The 17,092-nt window shown below is 68.5% G+C and carries 15 protein-coding genes; 8 read left to right on the plus strand and 7 right to left on the minus strand.

Annotated elements, in window-relative coordinates; translation table 11 throughout:
* Window positions 1–271 precede the first annotated feature (271 nt).
* The 4 genes from CBM2588_RS11980 (at window position 272) to CBM2588_RS11995 (ending at window position 5,461) form a co-directional block, all read left to right on the plus strand.
* Window positions 272–832 carry a hypothetical protein gene (locus CBM2588_RS11980; RefSeq protein WP_115680686.1) on the plus strand — a complete coding sequence of 187 codons (561 nt, stop codon included), beginning with the start codon at window positions 272–274 and terminating at the stop codon, window positions 830–832.
* Window positions 833–1,046: 214 nt separating this feature from the next.
* Complete coding sequence (gene acnA / locus CBM2588_RS11985) at window positions 1,047–3,752, plus strand: aconitate hydratase AcnA (protein WP_115680687.1); 2,706 nt, start codon at window positions 1,047–1,049, stop codon at window positions 3,750–3,752.
* A gap of 233 nt (window positions 3,753–3,985) precedes the next feature.
* Window positions 3,986–4,150 (plus strand): hypothetical protein, encoded by a 165-nt coding sequence (locus CBM2588_RS11990; RefSeq protein ID WP_172581746.1) that lies wholly within the window; start codon window positions 3,986–3,988, stop codon window positions 4,148–4,150.
* Window positions 4,151–4,258: 108 nt separating this feature from the next.
* Complete coding sequence (locus CBM2588_RS11995; RefSeq protein ID WP_115680688.1) at window positions 4,259–5,461, plus strand: DUF2863 family protein; 1,203 nt, start codon at window positions 4,259–4,261, stop codon at window positions 5,459–5,461.
* 63 nt (window positions 5,462–5,524) lie between these two features.
* On the opposite strand, the gene trmB is transcribed toward CBM2588_RS11995, so the two are convergent.
* On the minus strand, window positions 5,525–6,211 hold the full coding sequence (trmB, locus tag CBM2588_RS12000; RefSeq protein ID WP_115680689.1) for a tRNA (guanine(46)-N(7))-methyltransferase TrmB: 687 nt from the start codon (window positions 6,209–6,211) through the stop codon (window positions 5,525–5,527).
* Window positions 6,212–6,329: 118 nt separating this feature from the next.
* Here trmB and CBM2588_RS12005 point away from each other — a divergent pair, with 118 nt between their 5' ends.
* Window positions 6,330–7,970: an ABC transporter substrate-binding protein gene (locus CBM2588_RS12005; protein WP_115680690.1), complete on the plus strand. Its 1,641-nt coding sequence runs from the start codon at window positions 6,330–6,332 to the stop codon at window positions 7,968–7,970.
* A 55-nt stretch (window positions 7,971–8,025) separates the two neighbouring features.
* Here CBM2588_RS12005 and CBM2588_RS12010 read toward each other — a convergent pair whose 3' ends face one another.
* The 6 genes from CBM2588_RS12010 to CBM2588_RS12035 all read right to left on the minus strand — a co-directional run bounded on the left by CBM2588_RS12010 (window position 8,026) and on the right by CBM2588_RS12035 (window position 14,794).
* A complete protein-coding gene (locus CBM2588_RS12010; RefSeq protein WP_115680691.1) occupies window positions 8,026–8,898 on the minus strand; it encodes a spermidine synthase in 873 nt (290 codons plus the stop codon).
* A 64-nt stretch (window positions 8,899–8,962) separates the two neighbouring features.
* Window positions 8,963–9,715 carry a tetratricopeptide repeat protein gene (locus CBM2588_RS12015; protein WP_115680692.1) on the minus strand — a complete coding sequence of 251 codons (753 nt, stop codon included), beginning with the start codon at window positions 9,713–9,715 and terminating at the stop codon, window positions 8,963–8,965.
* 227 nt (window positions 9,716–9,942) lie between these two features.
* Window positions 9,943–10,380 (minus strand): universal stress protein, encoded by a 438-nt coding sequence (locus tag CBM2588_RS12020; protein ID WP_111521449.1) that lies wholly within the window; start codon window positions 10,378–10,380, stop codon window positions 9,943–9,945.
* Window positions 10,381–10,611: 231 nt separating this feature from the next.
* Window positions 10,612–11,115 (minus strand): DNA-deoxyinosine glycosylase, encoded by a 504-nt coding sequence (locus CBM2588_RS12025; protein WP_115680693.1) that lies wholly within the window; start codon window positions 11,113–11,115, stop codon window positions 10,612–10,614.
* Between the two features lie 99 nt (window positions 11,116–11,214).
* A complete protein-coding gene (htpG, locus tag CBM2588_RS12030; RefSeq protein ID WP_115680694.1) occupies window positions 11,215–13,125 on the minus strand; it encodes a molecular chaperone HtpG in 1,911 nt (636 codons plus the stop codon).
* A gap of 118 nt (window positions 13,126–13,243) precedes the next feature.
* Entirely contained in the window at window positions 13,244–14,794 is a 1,551-nt protein-coding gene (locus CBM2588_RS12035; protein WP_115680695.1) for a PLP-dependent aminotransferase family protein, read from the minus strand.
* Between the two features lie 84 nt (window positions 14,795–14,878).
* Between CBM2588_RS12035 and CBM2588_RS12040 the strand changes: the two genes are divergently transcribed.
* The 3 genes from CBM2588_RS12040 to CBM2588_RS12050 are packed head-to-tail and all read left to right on the plus strand — an operon-like array spanning window position 14,879 to window position 16,977.
* Window positions 14,879–15,556, plus strand: coding sequence for a VOC family protein (locus tag CBM2588_RS12040; protein ID WP_115680696.1), 678 nt, complete (start codon window positions 14,879–14,881; stop codon window positions 15,554–15,556).
* Between the two features lie 48 nt (window positions 15,557–15,604).
* Complete coding sequence (locus CBM2588_RS12045; protein WP_115680697.1) at window positions 15,605–16,318, plus strand: alanyl-tRNA editing protein; 714 nt, start codon at window positions 15,605–15,607, stop codon at window positions 16,316–16,318.
* Window positions 16,315–16,977, plus strand: coding sequence for a LysE family translocator (locus CBM2588_RS12050; RefSeq protein ID WP_115680698.1), 663 nt, complete (start codon window positions 16,315–16,317; stop codon window positions 16,975–16,977). The genes CBM2588_RS12045 and CBM2588_RS12050 overlap by 4 nt, the downstream gene beginning before the upstream one ends.
* Window positions 16,978–17,092: the final 115 nt, after the last annotated feature.

The raw sequence follows: 17,092 nt of genomic DNA on the forward strand, positions 1-17,092 counted from the left end.
TTGAGCAGCGCATCGACAACAAGATCATCCGTCCCAGCGCCAACTACACCGGGCCGGAGAACCTGAAGTTCGTGCCGATCGGCAAGCGCAAGTGAAGCCGGCCCAAGTGAAGCCGGCCCAACAGCGGCGCCGATTATGTAACCAAAGCCCAGAGCACTACGCCGCCCAGGCCAAATCGTAGAGAATAGCGGCGGCAATGATCCCAGCGCCGCCCGCCTGCCGGGGGCACATGACCATAAATCGATTTCAGTATCCGAAAGGCACTCACAAAATGAAACATCTTGTCCTTGCCGCCTGCATCGGCGCCTTCAGCCTGACCACCGCCACCGCCGTGATGGCGCAGGAGCCGGCCAAGAAGACCACCACCAAGAAGAAGTCGTCGACCAAGAAGAAGGCCGCCGCCGGCGCGGCCGCCGCGGCCGGCACCGCTGCGGCGGTGACCCCGAGCGGCGAGAAGTGGCAATGCGAGCTGGGCAACAGCCTGTATATCGCCGGCGACATGCTGCGTGACGAAATCCTGACCGTGCACTGGCAAGGCCGCGACTACAAGCTGCCGCGCCAGGCCACGGTGACCGGCGCCGACCGCTACTACGACGCCCGCACCGGCCTGGACCTGGTGGTGATCCCGAGCAAGGCCATGCTGTTCAACAAGAACCTGGGCCAGCGCCTCGCCGACGATTGCCAGAGTGCCGCCATGCAGGCCGGCGCCGCGGCCCCGACCCAGGCCGGCGGCCTGCGCGCGCCGGCCACCACCCCGCTGCTGGTTACCCCGCCGGACGGCCAGACGATTCAGCCGGGAAGCACCCAGCAAACCGCCGCGCCCAAGCAGTAAGCCGTACCGGGGCGCTGGCGGCCGCTGCCTTGCGGCCGCCAGCGCCCTTTTGCCTTGCCGTGCCGGGTGGCGGCCAAGCCGCACCCCGGTTAGAGTATGCAGTTGCAGTGCGCTGCCTGCCTCGGACCGCGGTCAAACGCCGTGGCAGCGCACCGGGGTCTCGATTCAGGTCCGAGCCAATGCCATCGCATCATCCTTCGATCGGAGTACGGCAATGCCCCACAACCTCAAGAACACGCTAAAAGAATTCAGCATCGGCTCTTCCGGCAAGGGCCAGTATTACTCCCTGCCCCAGCTGGGCGAGGCACTGGACCTGGACATCGGCCGCCTGCCGGTGTCGATCCGCGTGGTGCTGGAATCGGTGCTGCGCAACTGCGACGGCAAGAAGGTCACCGAGGAACACGTCCGCCAGCTGGCCAACTGGAAGCCCAACGCCGAGCGCGTCGACGAGATTCCCTTCGTGGTGGCGCGCGTGGTCTTGCAGGACTTCACCGGGGTGCCGCTGCTGGCCGACCTGGCGGCGATGCGCAACGTCGCCGAGAAGATGGGCAAGAACCCCAAGCAGATCGAGCCGCTGGTGCCGGTGGACCTGGTGGTCGACCACTCGGTGCAGATCGACCACTTCCGCGAAAAGAAGGCGCTGGACCTGAACATGCAGCTGGAATTCCAGCGCAACAACGAGCGCTACCAGTTCATGAAGTGGGGCATGCAGGCCTTCGACACCTTCGGCGTGGTGCAGCCGGGCTTCGGCATCGTGCACCAGGTCAACCTGGAATACCTGGCGCGCGGCGTGCACCGCAAGGACGGCGTCTACTACCCTGACACGCTGGTCGGCACCGATTCGCACACCACCATGATCAACGGCATCGGCGTGGTCGGCTGGGGCGTCGGCGGCATCGAGGCCGAGGCCGGCATGCTGGGCCAGCCGGTGTACTTCCTGACGCCGGACGTGGTCGGCGTCGAACTCAAGGGCCGCCTGCGCGAAGGCGTCACCGCCACCGACCTGGTGCTGACCATCACCGAGATGCTGCGCAAGGAGAAGGTGGTGGGCAAGTTCGTCGAATTCTTCGGCGAAGGCACCGCCAGCCTGGCCCTGCCCGACCGCGCCACCATCGGCAACATGGCGCCCGAATACGGCGCCACCATGGGCTTCTTCCCGGTGGACGAGAAGACCATCGAATACTTCCGCGGCACCGGCCGCACCGACGAGGAAATCGCCGCGTTCGAGGGCTATTTCCGGGCGCAGGACATGTTCGGCATCCCCGGCGCCGGCGAGATCGACTACAGCAAGGTGGTGACGCTGGACCTGGCCACGGTGGCGCCGTCGCTGGCGGGCCCCAAGCGCCCGCAGGACCGCATCGAGATCGGCAACGTCAAGAGCACCTTTGCCTCGCTGTTCAGCAAGCCGGTGGCCGAAAACGGCTTCAACAAGGATGCCGCCGACCTGAACCGCAGCTACAGCACCGCCGACGGCATCGAAGTGCGCAACGGCGACGTGCTGATCGCCGCCATCACCTCGTGCACCAACACCTCCAACCCCAGCGTGCTGCTGGGCGCCGGCCTGCTGGCCAAGAAGGCGGTCGAAGCCGGCCTGAGCGTGGCGCCGCATATCAAGACCTCGCTGGCGCCGGGCAGCCGCGTGGTCACCGAATACCTGAAGGCCGCGGGCCTGCTGCCCTACCTGGAAAAGCTGGGCTTCGGCGTGACCGCCTACGGCTGCACCACCTGCATCGGCAATGCCGGCGACCTGACGCCCGAGCTGAACGAGGCCATCACCAGCAACGACCTGGTCGCGGCCGCGGTGCTGTCGGGCAACCGCAATTTCGAGGCCCGCATCCATCCCAACATCCGCGCCAACTTCCTCGCCTCGCCCCCGCTGGTGGTGGCCTATGCCATCGCCGGCAACGTCACGCGCGACCTGATGACCGAGCCGGTCGGCAAGGGCAAGGACGGCCGCGACATCTGGCTGGGCGACATCTGGCCAAGCTCCGACGAGATCCACGCCCTGATGAAGTACGCGATGGACGCCAAGACCTTCAAGGGCAACTACGAGCAGGTCAAGAAGCCGAGCAAGCTGTGGGGCGCGATCCAGGGCACCAAGGGCCAGGTCTACGACTGGCCCCGCTCGACCTATATCGCCGAGCCTCCTTTCTTCCAGGACTTCAGCATGGAGCCGTCGGCGACCTCGGCGAGCGTGCGCGGCGCGCGCGCGCTGGGCATCTTCGGCGATTCGGTGACCACCGACCATATCTCGCCGGCCGGCTCGATCAAGGACACCTCGCCGGCGGGCAAGTACCTGCTCTCGCACGGCGTGCTCAAGGCCGACTTCAACAGCTACGGCTCGCGCCGCGGCAACCATGAGGTGATGATGCGCGGCACCTTCGCCAACGTGCGCATCAAGAACCTGATGATCCCGCCGACGGCGGACGGTGCGCGCGTGGAAGGCGGCATCACCATCCACCAGCCCACCGGCGAGCAGATGTCGATCTATGACGCGGCGATGAAGTATGTCGCCGAGGGCACGCCCACGGTGGTGTTCGGCGGCGAAGAATACGGCACCGGCTCGTCGCGCGACTGGGCCGCCAAGGGCACCCAGCTGCTGGGCGTGAAGGCCGTGATCGCGCGCAGCTTCGAGCGCATCCACCGCTCCAACCTCGTCGGCATGGGGGTGCTGCCGCTGCAGTTCAAGGGCGCCGACAGCGCCCAGACGCTGGGTATCACCGGCAACGAGACCTTCGACATCGAAGGCATCGAGGGCGACCTGAAGCCGCAGCAGGACGTGGTGCTGGTGATCACGCGCGCCAACGGCGACGTGCAGCGCGTGCCGGTGCTGCTGCGCATCGATACGCCGATCGAGGTCGACTACTACAACCACGGCGGCATCCTGCCGTTCGTGCTGCGCCAGCTGCTGGCCGCCTGAGCGCCATCAGCGCCATCAGCGCCATCCGCGCCAACGACGCCGCCCGTCCCGCCCTTTCCAGGTCCGGGGCAGGCGGCGTTTTTTCATTGGCGCTTGCGACCCGGGCATCACCTGCGGGCCCGCGCGCCGCGTGTAAGTTTGACGCAAGCCATGGCTGTCAAACTGTGTCGCACAAGAACGCGGCCGAACGACCGCAAGCCGGACCCCGGCATCACCCAGAACCAGGAGACACCATGGTCAAGATCCTCATCGCATTCATCGTGGTCGCCGGCGCGGCCCTCTACCTGCTGACCAAGGGCGGCAGCGACGTTTCCATTTCCGGCGAATCGCACAGCGTCGAGAGCCATGCGCCCGCGGCCCCGGCAGCGTCCGCGGCCCCCGCCCCGGCCGAGAAATAATCGTCGCGCAGGCAGCAGCATCCACAACGACCGCACGCATATAGCGGTCTCCCTGTCAACGCAACGAGTAGAATACCGTTTTACGCAAAAAACGGACGGTTTCTTTCTATGGCAGGTTTTCGCCCCAAGGCTTCCCCGCGACTCTCTCCCGACGCCGAGCGTCTGGTGGCCGATGCGCTCGCCCTCGACGCATCGGGCAGCCGCATGGAGGACGGATACTGGGAGCGGCGGCTTTCGCAGCGCCTTGGCCGCCTGCTGAAGAACGGTAGCCAGACCGCGCTCGACGCGGCGCTGGAGCACCTGTTCAAGCACAATGCCGACGCCTCCGACGTGCTCGCCGAGCAGGCCGAGACGCTGGCCGAATCCGCCTCGATCGAGGTCGACGGCCAGCACTATGACGCGCTGCTGATCGCCGCGCCGATCCTGGCGCACACCCGCTACGCGATCCCGTCCGGCACGCTCAAGCCCGAACTGGCGCAGACCCTGGCGGTGCACCTGCAGGCACATGTGCTCGCCAACGGCACCAAGGTCGCGCTGTCGCCCTACCTGTACAGCATCGACCAGCTGCCGCGCACGCACAGCGACACCTTCGCGCTGACGCACAAGCTGGCCGCGGCCGCCCTTGCCGGCGCGGTGCCCAAGGTCGACCTGCGCGACCTGCCCGAGACCGCGCCGATCCTGGCCGATCCGCGCTACCTGCTGGCGGTGGTGGTGGCGCCGCGCGAACAGGCGCTGTTCCGCTGGCAGGAAGACGCCAAGGACCATCACGCCGAGCGCTCGACCTGCCTGGAACAATGGCGCAGCCAGGTGCAGCCTTCGGTGGCGCTGCTGCTGCCGGGCTGCGAGTTCGAGCTGCTGCTGCCGGACGCGTTCTTCCTGTCCTGCCGCGAATCTGACAAGAGCATCCGCCCGCTGACCGTGCGCGCCGCCGTCAACTACCTGTGCGGCACGCTGGACATCTCCGCGGGTCAACTGGCCGCGGTGGTGGCCGCCTTCGGCGAGGAAGTGGTCGAGGAATACCGCGTCGGCTTCACCATGCGCGGCGAGAAGGATGTGATCTACGGCATCGTCTGGCCGGTCTACGGCCGCGAAGCCGGCGAGGTCGATGCCGACGAAAAAGGCAATCCGCTCGAGCAGATCTGCGAGGAACTGCGCAATGCCGGCGTCGAGGACATCTTCCGCCACGCCGCGCTGTTCGATCCGGAATACTGCGAAGATTGCGGCACGCCGCTGTACGCCGACCGCAACGGCGAGATCGTCCACGCCGAGCTGCCGGAAGACGCGCCGACGCAGCAGCCGCTGTTCCACTAAGACGCGCTGGCAGCGAGCCAGGCAGCGAAACGGCCCGCATGCGGGCCGTTTTTCATCGAGCGTTCAGCCGGGCTGCCGCTCGCTGACGCAGCGCCACAAGCCATGGCCGGAGGCCGCGTACTTGCGCTCGAACGGCGTCATCGGCTGCGCCGGCGCCCAGGCCTCGATCCGCGCCGGCCGTCCCGCCAGTTCCAGCGCCTGCGCGAACTCGTCGATATAGATGCGCCAGTTGCTGCGGCACTCGAGGTAGTCGCCGCACGCCGCCAGCGCCGGGAACACCGCGTGCCCTTGCCAGCGCCGCCCCAGGTGGCCGATTTTCGGCCACGGGTTCGGGTACAGCACGTAGTGGCGCGCCACCGGCACCGCATCCGCCTGCAGCAGCCGCCAGACATCGACCAGATCGGCGCGGGCCCAGCAGAAATTCGCCGGCATCGGCGCTTCGCCCCACCAGTCCTTGCCGGCGGCCAGGCGCTTTTCGGACTGGTCGACGCCGATGACGAAATGGCCGGGGAACTGCGTGGCCAGGCGCAGCGTGCTTTCGCCGACGCCGCAGCCGGCATCGAGGATCAGCGGCGCGCCGCCAGTCTGCTGCCAGCGCTGCAGCGCCGCGGCCAGCTCGCGCCGGCTGGGCTCGCCGATGGGCTTGCGGAACGGCTCTGCCAGGTGGCGCGCGACGCGCGCGGCGAGGTGTTCATGGACATCGGACTGCGCCGAGACGATGGTGCGGGAATTGGCGAACATGGACGCCATTTTACCGGGCAGCCCTGCCAGCAAGGCTGCAACCATGCCACTTTAGCGGCACAATGCGGGACAAACCCGTCTGAGAACCCGTCCGCGACCGCGCTAACCCGTACGAGGAGCCTGCCCGATGACCATGATCCACGCCCTGCCGCCGCAACGTCCGCCGCGCCGCCGTGTCACTCCCGCGCGCCGCGCGGTGCTCCGTGCCGCCGCGGCGCTCGTCTTCGGCAGCGCCGCCTTCACCCTGCTGCCGGCCGGCGCCGCGCATGCCGAAGACCTGCGCATCGGCCTGGCCGCCGACGTCACGTCGATGGATCCGCACTGGAACAATGCCGGTCCCAACAACGCCATTGCCCTGCACGTGTTCGAGTCGCTGGTGTTCATGGACAAGAACGCGCGCTACATCCCCGGGCTGGCGCTGTCGTGGAAGCCGGTCAACGCCATCACCTGGGAAATCAAGCTGCGCCCCAACGTGAAGTGGCACGACGGCTCGCCCTTTACCAGCGAAGACGTCAAGGCCTCGCTGGAGCGGCCGGAGAAGCTGGTCAACAGCCCGGGCTCGTTCACCAGCTACACCAAGCCGATCGCCCGCATCGACACGCCCGACCCGCTCACCGTGCGCCTGACCATGAGCGTGCCCAACTACGCCAACCTGGCCAATGACCTGAACAGCGTGCCGATCATGCCAAAGAAGGTCGCGGCCACGCTGACGCAGAACGATTTCGACTCGGGCAAGGCCATGATCGGCACCGGCCCGTTCAAGTTCGTGCGTTTTGCGCGCGGCCAGGAAATCGTGATGGCACGCAATCCCGACTACTGGGGCCCGAAGCCCGAGTGGGACCGCGCGGTGTTCCGCATCATCACCGACAACGGCGCGCGCAGCGCCGCGCTGCTGGCGGGCGATGTCGACGTGATCGAAAGCGTGCCCTCGGCCGACGTCGCCAAGCTCAGGCAGAACCCGAAGTTCAAAATCGAGCAGCAGGTGTCGTGGCGCACCGTGTTCTGGCAGATGGACCAGTCGCGCGACAACCCGCCCTTTGTCACCGACAAGGCGGGCAAGCCGCTGGGCAAGAATCCGTTCAAGGACGCGCGCGTGCGCGCCGCGGTCAGCAAGGCGCTGAACCGCGACGCCATCGTCAGCCGCATCATGGAGGGCCTGGCGGTGCCGGCCTCGTCGATCGTGTCGCCGCAGATCTTCGGCCATCCCGGCACCAAACCCGAAGCCTACGACCCGGAAGGCGCGAAGAAGCTGCTGGCCGCGGCGGGCTACCCGGACGGTTTCGCCCTGACGCTGCACGCCACCAACAACCGCTACCTGAACGACGCCGCGGTGGCGCAGGCCACCGCCAGCATGCTGACCCGCATCGGCATCCAGACCAGGGTGGAAACCATGCCGGTGGCGGCCTACTTCACGCGCGCGCGCCAGGGCGAGTTTGCCTTCCAGATGCTGGGCTGGGGCTCGGCCGCCGCCGACGTGGCGCTGCGCTCGATCACCGGCACGCCCAACCCGAAGACCGGCTACGGCACCTGGAACTGGGGCAAGTACAGCAACCCGCAGCTGGACCAGCTGATCGAGAAATCGCTGACCACGGTCAGCAGCGACAAGGCGCGCGAGGACAATGCCCGCGCGGCCGCCAGGTTTGCGCTGGCCGACCACGCGATCATTCCATCGCACAGCCAGCTGGCGATGTGGGCGATGAAGAAGGGTCTGAAGTACGAGGCGCGCACCGACGAGTGGTCGCTGGCGCAGTTCTTTCACAAGGAGTGAAGGCGTCCGCGCGCCCGGGGTTTCCTCCTCTCTCCCGCTTGCGGGGGAGAGGTGCTTAAATCATCAACCGCTCTTCCTGCCGCGCATTGGCCGCGCGCAGCTTCTGCACCCAGTCCCGCGCCGGCAGCCCGGTGGTGTCCTCGATCACGTCGGCGCGCGCTTCCAGCACGTCCCACGCCACATCGATTTCCGGCCCGTTGAAGGCCAGCGCGATGATGTTGCCGTCATGCACTTCCGGGAACACCAGCACGCGGTTGTCGAAGGCATCGCAGATGCGCGCGATGTTCTTCGGAAAGCTGTCGTGGTCGCCGAACAGGTTGATCGTCATCACACCCGGCGCCTTCAGCGTGCGGCGGCAGGCGCGGTAGAACGCGGTGGTGTCCAGCACCGGGCCGCGCGCGGTGGCGTCGTACAGGTCGACCTGCAGCACGTCGACGGCGCCGGCGTGGGCGCCGTCCATCACGTAGTCCCAGGCGTCCTGCTCGCGCACGGTCAGCCGCGCGTCGTCCTCGCGCAGGCCGAACATGCTGCGCCCGGCGACGATCACGGCGGGGTTCAGCTCCACAGCGGTCACGCGCGCGCGGCTGAACTGGCGATGGCAGAACTTGGTCAGCGCCGCGGCGCCCAGGCCCAGCTGCACCACGTGGAATTCATCGACCGACGGCGACAGGAACAGCAGCCAGGCCATCATCTGCTGCGCGTATTCCAGCTCGATCGCATCCGGCTTGCGCAGCCGCATCGCGCCCTGCACCCACTCGGTGCCGAAGTGCAGGTAGCGCACGCCTTCCATTTCCGAGAACGTCACCGGCGCGAAGCGCGGCGTCATGCGTTTTTCTTCGCGGGCTGGCGCCTCGCCACGGGTGCGGGTGCCGCGTGCCGGACGGCGCGAGGCCACGGCTTCAATCGATTTGCGTTTCAGTAGGGTCATGTCGTCGAGAAAGGCGTTCGCCGCCCACGCCGAGGCGATGGAGGCGATGGGAACGAACGCGGATTTACCTGGCCAGCGCCGCCTGCGCGCGCTGCAGCCAGGCGCGGTTGTGGTCGCGGGCGTGGCGCGGCCAGTGGCGGGCGTCGTGGATGATTTCGGCATACAGCCGCTGCGCGCGCTCGCGGTCGGCCGGGTCGGGCTGGGCCGCCAGCCAGTCGGCGAACAGGCAGCGCGGGGCGGCGTCGCTGGCGCTGGTCAGCGCCTGCTCGAAGGCGGCGCGCGTGCCGGCCGCGCCGGTGGCGGCCAGGGCTTGCGCGTACAGCAGGGCCGGCTCCGGCTGCTGGCGCGCGCGCGGCTGGGCCGCGAACAGCTTTTCCAGCGTCGCTTGCGCGCCGGGCGCATCGCCGGTGGCGAACTGCGCCTGCGCCAGGCCTTGCAGCAGCGCGGGATCGGTCGCGAATGGGCCGTTGGCGGCCGCCTGGTAGTGCTGCAGCGCCTCGGCCGGCTCGCCGGCGGCCAGCAGCGCCGCGCCCAGGCGCATGCGGTGCGCCACCGTCGGGGCCCGATCGAAATCCGAGCGGGCCTCGCGCACCGCGCGGTTGGGATCGACCAGCTGCGTGATGGCGCGCGTCGCCGCGCGCGCCCCGCGCGACTGGCGCAGCTCGGGCAGGTAGATCGCAAAGAAATAGACCACGCTGCCGAGGCCCGGGAACAGGAACAGGATCAGCAGCCAGTACATGTTCTGGTGCGTGCGCACCGCGTGCACGGCAAAGAACAGTGCAACGATGATATGGATGCTGATGCCGAAAATACGCATAGGGAAATCACCTTTGAAACCACGGCGGGCGCGCCAGCCGCCGGCATTGTGACAGAAAGGCGCGGCGGCGGCCCGGGCGCGGGCGCCGCATAGGGTTGCAAACGGGGCTGCGGACAGGCCCTCAGGATGCCAGAAGCGCCTCGCGGCGGAAAAAAAATGCGGCCCCGGCAGCGCCGGTTTTGCAACCGGTGCCCGCCAGGGCCTGCTGGTTGACGCGCGTCGCCGTGCTAGCGATAGACCAGCACCGGGATCTTGCTGTGCGTCAGCACCTTCAGCGTCTCGCTGCCGATCAGCATGCCCTGGATGCCGCGCCGCCCGTGCGATGCCATCACGATCAGGTCGCAGCCCTTGTCCTCGGCGGTCTTGATGATGGCTTCGTAGGGATGGTCGTTGACGGCGTAGGCGGTGTCGCACGGCACGCCCGCCGCGCTGGCTTCCTCGGCGCGCTCGCGCAGGTACTGCGTGGCGCCCGCCGCGGCTTCCTTGACGTAGGTTTCGCGCGTGTCCTCCAGCATCTCGACCTGGTAGGTCAGCACGTGGTAGTTCGGACAGACCCGCACCGCGGTGGTACGCGCCCCCATGTCCCGCGCCAGCGCGAGCGCCTTGCGGAACGCCGATTCAGACAGGTCGGAGCCATCGACCGCCAGCAGCAGATGCTTGAACATGATTGCCTCCTTGCCGCATATTTGCCGGCTCAGGCAACTCACTTCCGATGCATTCGCGCCATGCGTCAGAAAGTGCGAGCCCGCAAGGCGCACAAGGAGCGGCCGATACTCCCGGTTTGGAATCATGGGCCGGCCCGATTCCAGTATAGGTGCGCGATGGCCCACGACAATCCGGAACGCGTCACTTCCGGGCAGGCCGATTCCATACGCGCAATGCCGGCAGCGAGCCCCTCAGTCCAGCAGGCTGCGCCATAACGAAAGCTTCTGCTCGAAGCTGCGCGCGGCATGCGCCGGGCTGGACGAGGGCAGCACCACGGTCTCGTAGCCCTGCGCGGCGAACTGCGGCGCAAAGCGGCCTGAGGTGCCGCCGTTGAAGCCGATGCGCCGCAGCGACGGCGCCAGTGCGCGCAGGCGCGTGAAATCGTTGGCCTGCGGATAACGGATATTGCTGTCCAGGCTGCCTTCGCGCTGGCACGCGCCCAGCACGTCCCACACGCCGATGCGATGCGCCAGCAGCCGCACCAGCCGTTCGGCATAGGGCAGTTCCGCCAGCGGCTCGCCGGTCAGCGCGCCCAGCAGCGGCCAGAACTGGTTGCGCGGATGGGCGTAATACTGGCGCGCGGCGAGCGACGCGGCACCGGGAAAGCTGCCCAGCACCAGCACGCGGGTGTGGGCGTCGATGACGGGGGGCAGGCCCTGGTGGAGGTCGATCTTGGGGGGCGTAGTGGCGGACATGGCAAAGAGGGCGATGCAGACGGCCGCGAGTGTTGCCTGCCCTCTTCCATTTATGGGAGAGGCAGACAACCAACGCTGTGCAAGCCCGCATCGCAGCCGTCAGGCCAGCAGCTTGTTCACGCGCTGCACGTAGGCCGCCGGGTCTTCCAGCATGCCGCCTTCGGCCAGCAGCGCCTGGTCGAACAGCACCTGCAGGCGGTCGCTGAAGGCATCCCCCGATTGCTCGCCTTGCAGGTCCCGCAGCTTCTTCACCAGCGCGTGTTCCGGGTTCAGTTCCAGGATCGGCCGGGCATCCGGCGCCTTCTGGCCGGCCTGCTTGAGCAGGCGCTGCAGGTAGCCGCTCATGTCGCCCTCGTCCGACACCAGGCACGATGCCGATGCAGTCAGGCGCAGCGTCACGCGCACGTCCTTGGCCTTGCCGGCCAGCACGGCCTTGGCGCGCTCGACCACATCCTTCCAGTCGGCTTCGGCCTTTTCCTGCTCGGCCTTCTCGGCCTCGTCGGCAAGCTTGCCCAGGTCGAGGTCGCCGCGCGCCACCGACACCAGCTCCTTGCCGTCGAATTCGCGCAGGAACGACAGCATCCATTCATCGACACGGTCGGTCAGCAGCAGCACTTCGATGCCCTTCTTGCGGAACACTTCCAGGTGCGGGCTGTTCTTCGCGGCGGACCAGGTGTCGGCCGTGACGTAGTAGATCTTGTCCTGCCCTTCCTTCATCCGGCCGACATAGGCGGCCAGCGACACGTTCTGCTCGGCGGTGTCGTTATGGGTCGAGGCGAAGCGCAGCAGCTTTGCCACGCGCTCCTGGTTGGCCTGGTCTTCGCCGGCGCCTTCCTTCAGCGCCTGGCCGAATTGCTGCCAGAAGGTGTCGTACTTGGCGCGCTCGGCTTCGTCCTCGCTGTCGGCCATCGATTCCAGCATCGACAGCACGCGCTTGGTGCAGCCCTCGCGGATCGCCTTGACGTCGCGGCTCTCCTGCAGCAGCTCGCGCGACACGTTCAGCGGCAGGTCGGCGGAATCGACCACGCCCTTGACCCAGCGCAGGTAGCCCGCCAGCAGCTGCTCGGCGTCGTCCATGATGAAGACGCGCTTCACGTACAGCTTCAGGCCGGCCTTGTGGTTGCGATCCCACAGGTCGAACGGCGCGCGCGCCGGGATGTACAGCAGCTGGGTGTATTCGCTGCGGCCTTCGACGCGGTTGTGGGTCCACGCCAGCGGCGCCTCGTTGTCGTGCGCGATGTGCTGGTAGAACGCGGTGTACTGCTCGTCGGTGATGTCGGACTTGGCGCGGGTCCACAACGCGCTGGCCTGGTTCACGCTCTCCCACTCGTCGGTGCGCTTGTAGGCGCTGGCCTCGGCGTCCCACACTTCCTTGGGCATGCGGATCGGCAGCGAGATATGGTCCGAATACTTCTGGATGATGCTCTTCAGGCGCCACGCCGACAGGAAATCGTCCTCGCCCTCGCGCAGGTGCAGCGTGATGGTGGTGCCGCGCTCGGCGCGCGCGATCGCGTCGACGGTGAACTCGCCGTCGCCGCTGCTTTCCCAGCGCACGGCTTCCTCGGCGCCCAGGCCGGCGCGGCGGGTTTCCACCGTGACCTTGTCGGCTACGATGAAGGCCGAATAAAAGCCCACGCCGAACTGTCCGATCAGCGCCGCGTCCTTCTGCTGGTCGCCGGACAGCTGCTGGAAGAATTCCCTGGTGCCCGAACGGGCGATGGTGCCGAGGTTGCGGATGGCCTCGTCGCGGCTCATGCCGATGCCGTTGTCGGTGATCTTCAGCGTGCGTGCCTGCGCATCGGCCTCGATGCGGATGGCCAGGTCGGCGTCGTTCTCGAGCAGGGACGGATTCGCGATCGCCTCGAAGCGCAGCTTGTCAGTGGCGTCCGAAGCATTAGAGACCAGCTCGCGCAGGAAAATTTCCTTGTTGCTGTACAGCGAGTGGATCATCAGGTGCAGCAGCTGCTTCACTTCCGCCTGGAAGCTCATCGTCTCGTGCGGTGCGGTCATGGTTCTCCTCTTGAAAACAGGCGAATCTGGATAGGTTGGCTGGCCACCGGGGCCGTGCCGGCAAAAATAGGGACGCCCGGGCCATTTTCAAGACCCGGGGGACGCGCCGGGCGCTCGGCTACAGCCGCTCGAGCTGCCGCGCCAGGAAGCGCAGCATGTCCGGATCGCCGCTGCTGGCGACGTTGAAGCGCATCCAGCCGGACGGCATCTGCGACGGCGAAAACAGGCTGCCCGGGGCGAACAGGTAGCCTTCTTCATGGCCGGCGGTGGTGATGGCGTTGGAATCGCGGCCGGTGTCGGCCCACAGGTACATGCCGGCATGCTGGCCGGGGAACAGGCGCAGGCCCAGCCGCTCCAGCTCCCGCCGGGTCTCGTCGCGAGCGCGGTCGAGCCGGGTGCGCACGCGCTCGACGTGCTTGCGGTAATGCCCTTCGGTCAGCACCTTGTACAGCACCCGCTCGTTGATCTCGGGCGTGGCCAGCCCGGCCAGCAGCTTGCCGTCGGTCAGGGCCGCGGCCGTCTCCGGGTGCGCGGCGACGAAGCCGACGCGCAGGTTGGCCGCCAGCGTCTTGGAAAAGCTGCCCAGGTAGATCACCCGGCGCAGCTGGTCCAGGCTGGCCAGCCGGGTGGCGGCGTGGCCGGGCGGGCACAGGTCGCAGTAGATATCGTCCTCGACGATCAGGAAGTCGTACTGCTCGGCCAGGCGCAGCAGCTGGAACGCCTTGGCGGCAGACAGCGAGGTGCCGGTCGGATTGTGCAGCACCGAGTTGATCACGAACAGTCGGGGCCGGTGCGCCTGCACGATGCGCTCCAGCGCCTCCAGGTCCGGGCCCTCGCCGGTATAGGGCACGCCGATCACCTGCGCCCCCTGCGCGGCAAAGCGGCCGAACATCACGAACCACGCCGGGTCGCCGACCAGCACCGCGTCGCCGGGCTGCAGGTAGAGCCGGGCAATCAGGTCTAGTGCCTGGGTGATGCCCGAGGTCAGCACGATCTGCTCGGCGCCGGCGCGGATCTCCAGTTCTTCCAGCCGGGTGCGCAACTGCTGGCGCAGCGGCAGGAAGCCCTGCGGGGTGCCGCTGGCCAGGAAATGGTTGCCGGGCTGGCGGCCGAGCCCGCGCAGCGCGCTGGCGATCAGCTCGCCGTCGAGCCAGTCGTTGGGCAGGAAGCCCAGCCCGGGCGCCTTGTGCGCCTCGGCGGTATGGAACATGCTGCGCAGCAGCCAGGTCACGTCGATCTTGCGCGCCGCCGGCGCGTCGCGCGAGACCGGCGCCGCCGGCGCGGCCGGCGCCCGCTCGCGCACGTAGAAGCCCGAGCCCCGGCGCGATTCCAGGTAGCCCAGCGCCACCAGCCGCTCGTAGGCCTCGACCACGGTAAAGCGCGAGATGCCCTTCTCCTGCGCCAGCTGCCGGATCGACGGCATGCGCATGCCGGCGCGGAACACACGCTCGTCGATGCGCATGCGCGCCCATTCGGTCAGCTGCTCGACCAGCGTCATCTGCGCCGATGGCACCGGGTCCGGCAAGCGCGCGGTGGACGACAGCACCAGCTGCAGCGCGCGCGCGGCTGCGGCGCCGGCTGGGGCTTGCGCGCCGCCTCGGCTATCCTTCTGGCGGGCCACGGCGGCGCTGTCGCCGCCGGCGTCGCCCTTGCTGGACTGGGCATCCATGTGCTGCTCCTGCAACTGTACTGAAGACGATCCGTGCAACTGTACCGGTACTGTACCGAGTACCTTGTCTACCATCAAGCCAAGATGAAGCTAGCCCTCGATCACCTCATCGTTGCCGCCCCCGACCTCGGCACCGGCACCGACTACGTTGCCGGCGTGCTGGGCATTGCGCCCCAGGGCGGCGGCGCGCATGCGGCCATGGGCACGCACAACCGCGTGCTGGGCCTGTTCGGCGGCATCTACCTGGAAGTGATCGCGATCGATCCGGCCGCCGCCGCGCCGGCACGGCCGCGCTGGTTCGGCCTGGACAGCGAAGCGGTACAGCAGCGCCTGCGCGATGGCCCGTTCCTGCTGCACTGGGCCGCGCGCGTGGAACGGCCCGCCGACATTAGCCGCTGGCAGGCCCAGTATCCCGAACGCATCGCCCCGGTGATCCCGATGAACCGCGGCAGCCTGCAGTGGCGCATCACCGTACCCGCCGACGGCAGCCTGCCGGCCTGGCCGGGCGAAGCCGGCAGCGCCGGCGACGGCGCGCTGCCCAGCCTGATCCAGTGGGACGTGACCCCTGCCCCCGGCGCCAGCCTGCCGCGGCAGGACCTGGCGCTGCGCCGGCTGTCCGCGCGCCACCCGCGTGCCGAGCTGCTGCGCCAGGGGCTGGCATGGCTGGGCGCCGACCACCTGCTCGCAGTGGAGCAGGACGACGGCCCGCCCGGACTGATTGCCGAGATCGAAACCGCGCAGGGCATCCGCACCCTGCGCTAGCCGTCCCCTGCGCTAGCCGTCCCCACCACAAGCCCCAAGGAGCCCCCGATGTCCGCCACCCGCAAGCGTTTCGACGAAGACCCGTACCTCGACCACTGCGCCGCCACCGTGGTGGCCGCCAGCGCCGAGGGCATCGAGCTCGACGAGACCGTGTGCTACGCGCGTAGCGGGGGCCAGGCCGGCGACACCGCCACGCTGACGCTGGCCGACGGGCGCACCGTGGCCATCGTCGACACGGTCTACGCCGACGACCGCCGCCGCATCCTGCATGTGCCGGCCGCCGAGGCGCCGCTGCCGCGCGCCGGCGAGCGCGTCACCGTGGCGATCGACTGGGACCGCCGCCACCGGCTGATGCGCCTGCACACCTGCCTGCACCTGCTGGGCTCGCTGATCCCGGTGCCCGTGACCGGCTGCGGCATCTCGCCGGACAGCGCGCGCATCGACTTCGACCTGCCCGAATCCACGCTCGACAAGGCCGACCTGAGCGAGCGCCTGAACGCGCTGATCCGCGCCAACACCGCGGTGCGCACCACCCTGATCACGCCGCAGGAACTGGCCGCGCAGCCCGACCTGGTGCGCACCATCGGCGCCGCGCCGCCGGCGGGCACGGCCAGCATCCGCATCATCGAGATCCCCGGGGTCGACCGCCAGCCGTGCGGCGGCACGCACGTGGCCAACACCGGCGAGATCGGCGCGGTGGTGGTGACGAAGATCGAAAAGAAGAGCCGCACCAACCGGCGCGTGGCGGTGGCGTTGGCATGACGACTTCCACACTGTTCAGCGGCCTGCTCACCGGCCTGAGCACGGCACAGTTCGCGGCGCTGCTGACGCTGCTGACGGTCGGCCTGTTCACACCCGGACCCAACACCACCATCGCCGCGGTGAGCGGGGCCAACTTCGGCCTGCGCGCGACGCTGCCGCATTGCGTCGGCGTCGCCTTTGGCTTTGCCAGCATCCTGGCGCTGTGCGCGCTGGGCGTGGGTGCGCTGGTGCTGGGCCAGCCCGCGCTGGCCGCCGCGGTGCACGCGGCCGGCGTCGCCTACCTGCTGTGGCTGGCGTGGAAGATCGCGCGCAGCACCGCGCTGGCCGAAAAGCAGGTGCTGCGCCCGCTCAGCGTGTGGCAATCGGCGGCGCTGCAGTACGCCAATATCAAGGCGTGGATGCTGGCGCTGGCGGTGGCGGCCTCGTACATGGCGGGCGCGGCGTCGCCGGTGCGGCGCGTGCTGCTGGTGTGCGGCGTGTTTGGCGTACTGGGCTTCGTCAGCAACGGCGTCTATGGCGCGGTGGGCGCGTCGCTGCGGCAGTGGCTGCAGCACGGCCAGCGCGTGCGCTGGTTCAACCGCGCCATGGGCGCGGCGCTGGCGCTGACGGCGCTGTGGATTGCGGTCGGGGCCCGCCCCGGCGTGCCCGCGGCAGCCTGACCCGCGAGATCAACACCCTGACAACACCGAGGCCAACCATGCCCGCCAGCCGCCCCGCTCCGCCAACACCCTTGTCATCGACGACACCCCCGGCTGCTGCCGTGCCGGCCTCCGG

This window comes from Cupriavidus taiwanensis, assembly GCF_900250075.1.
GTDB lineage: Bacteria > Pseudomonadota > Gammaproteobacteria > Burkholderiales > Burkholderiaceae > Cupriavidus > Cupriavidus taiwanensis_C.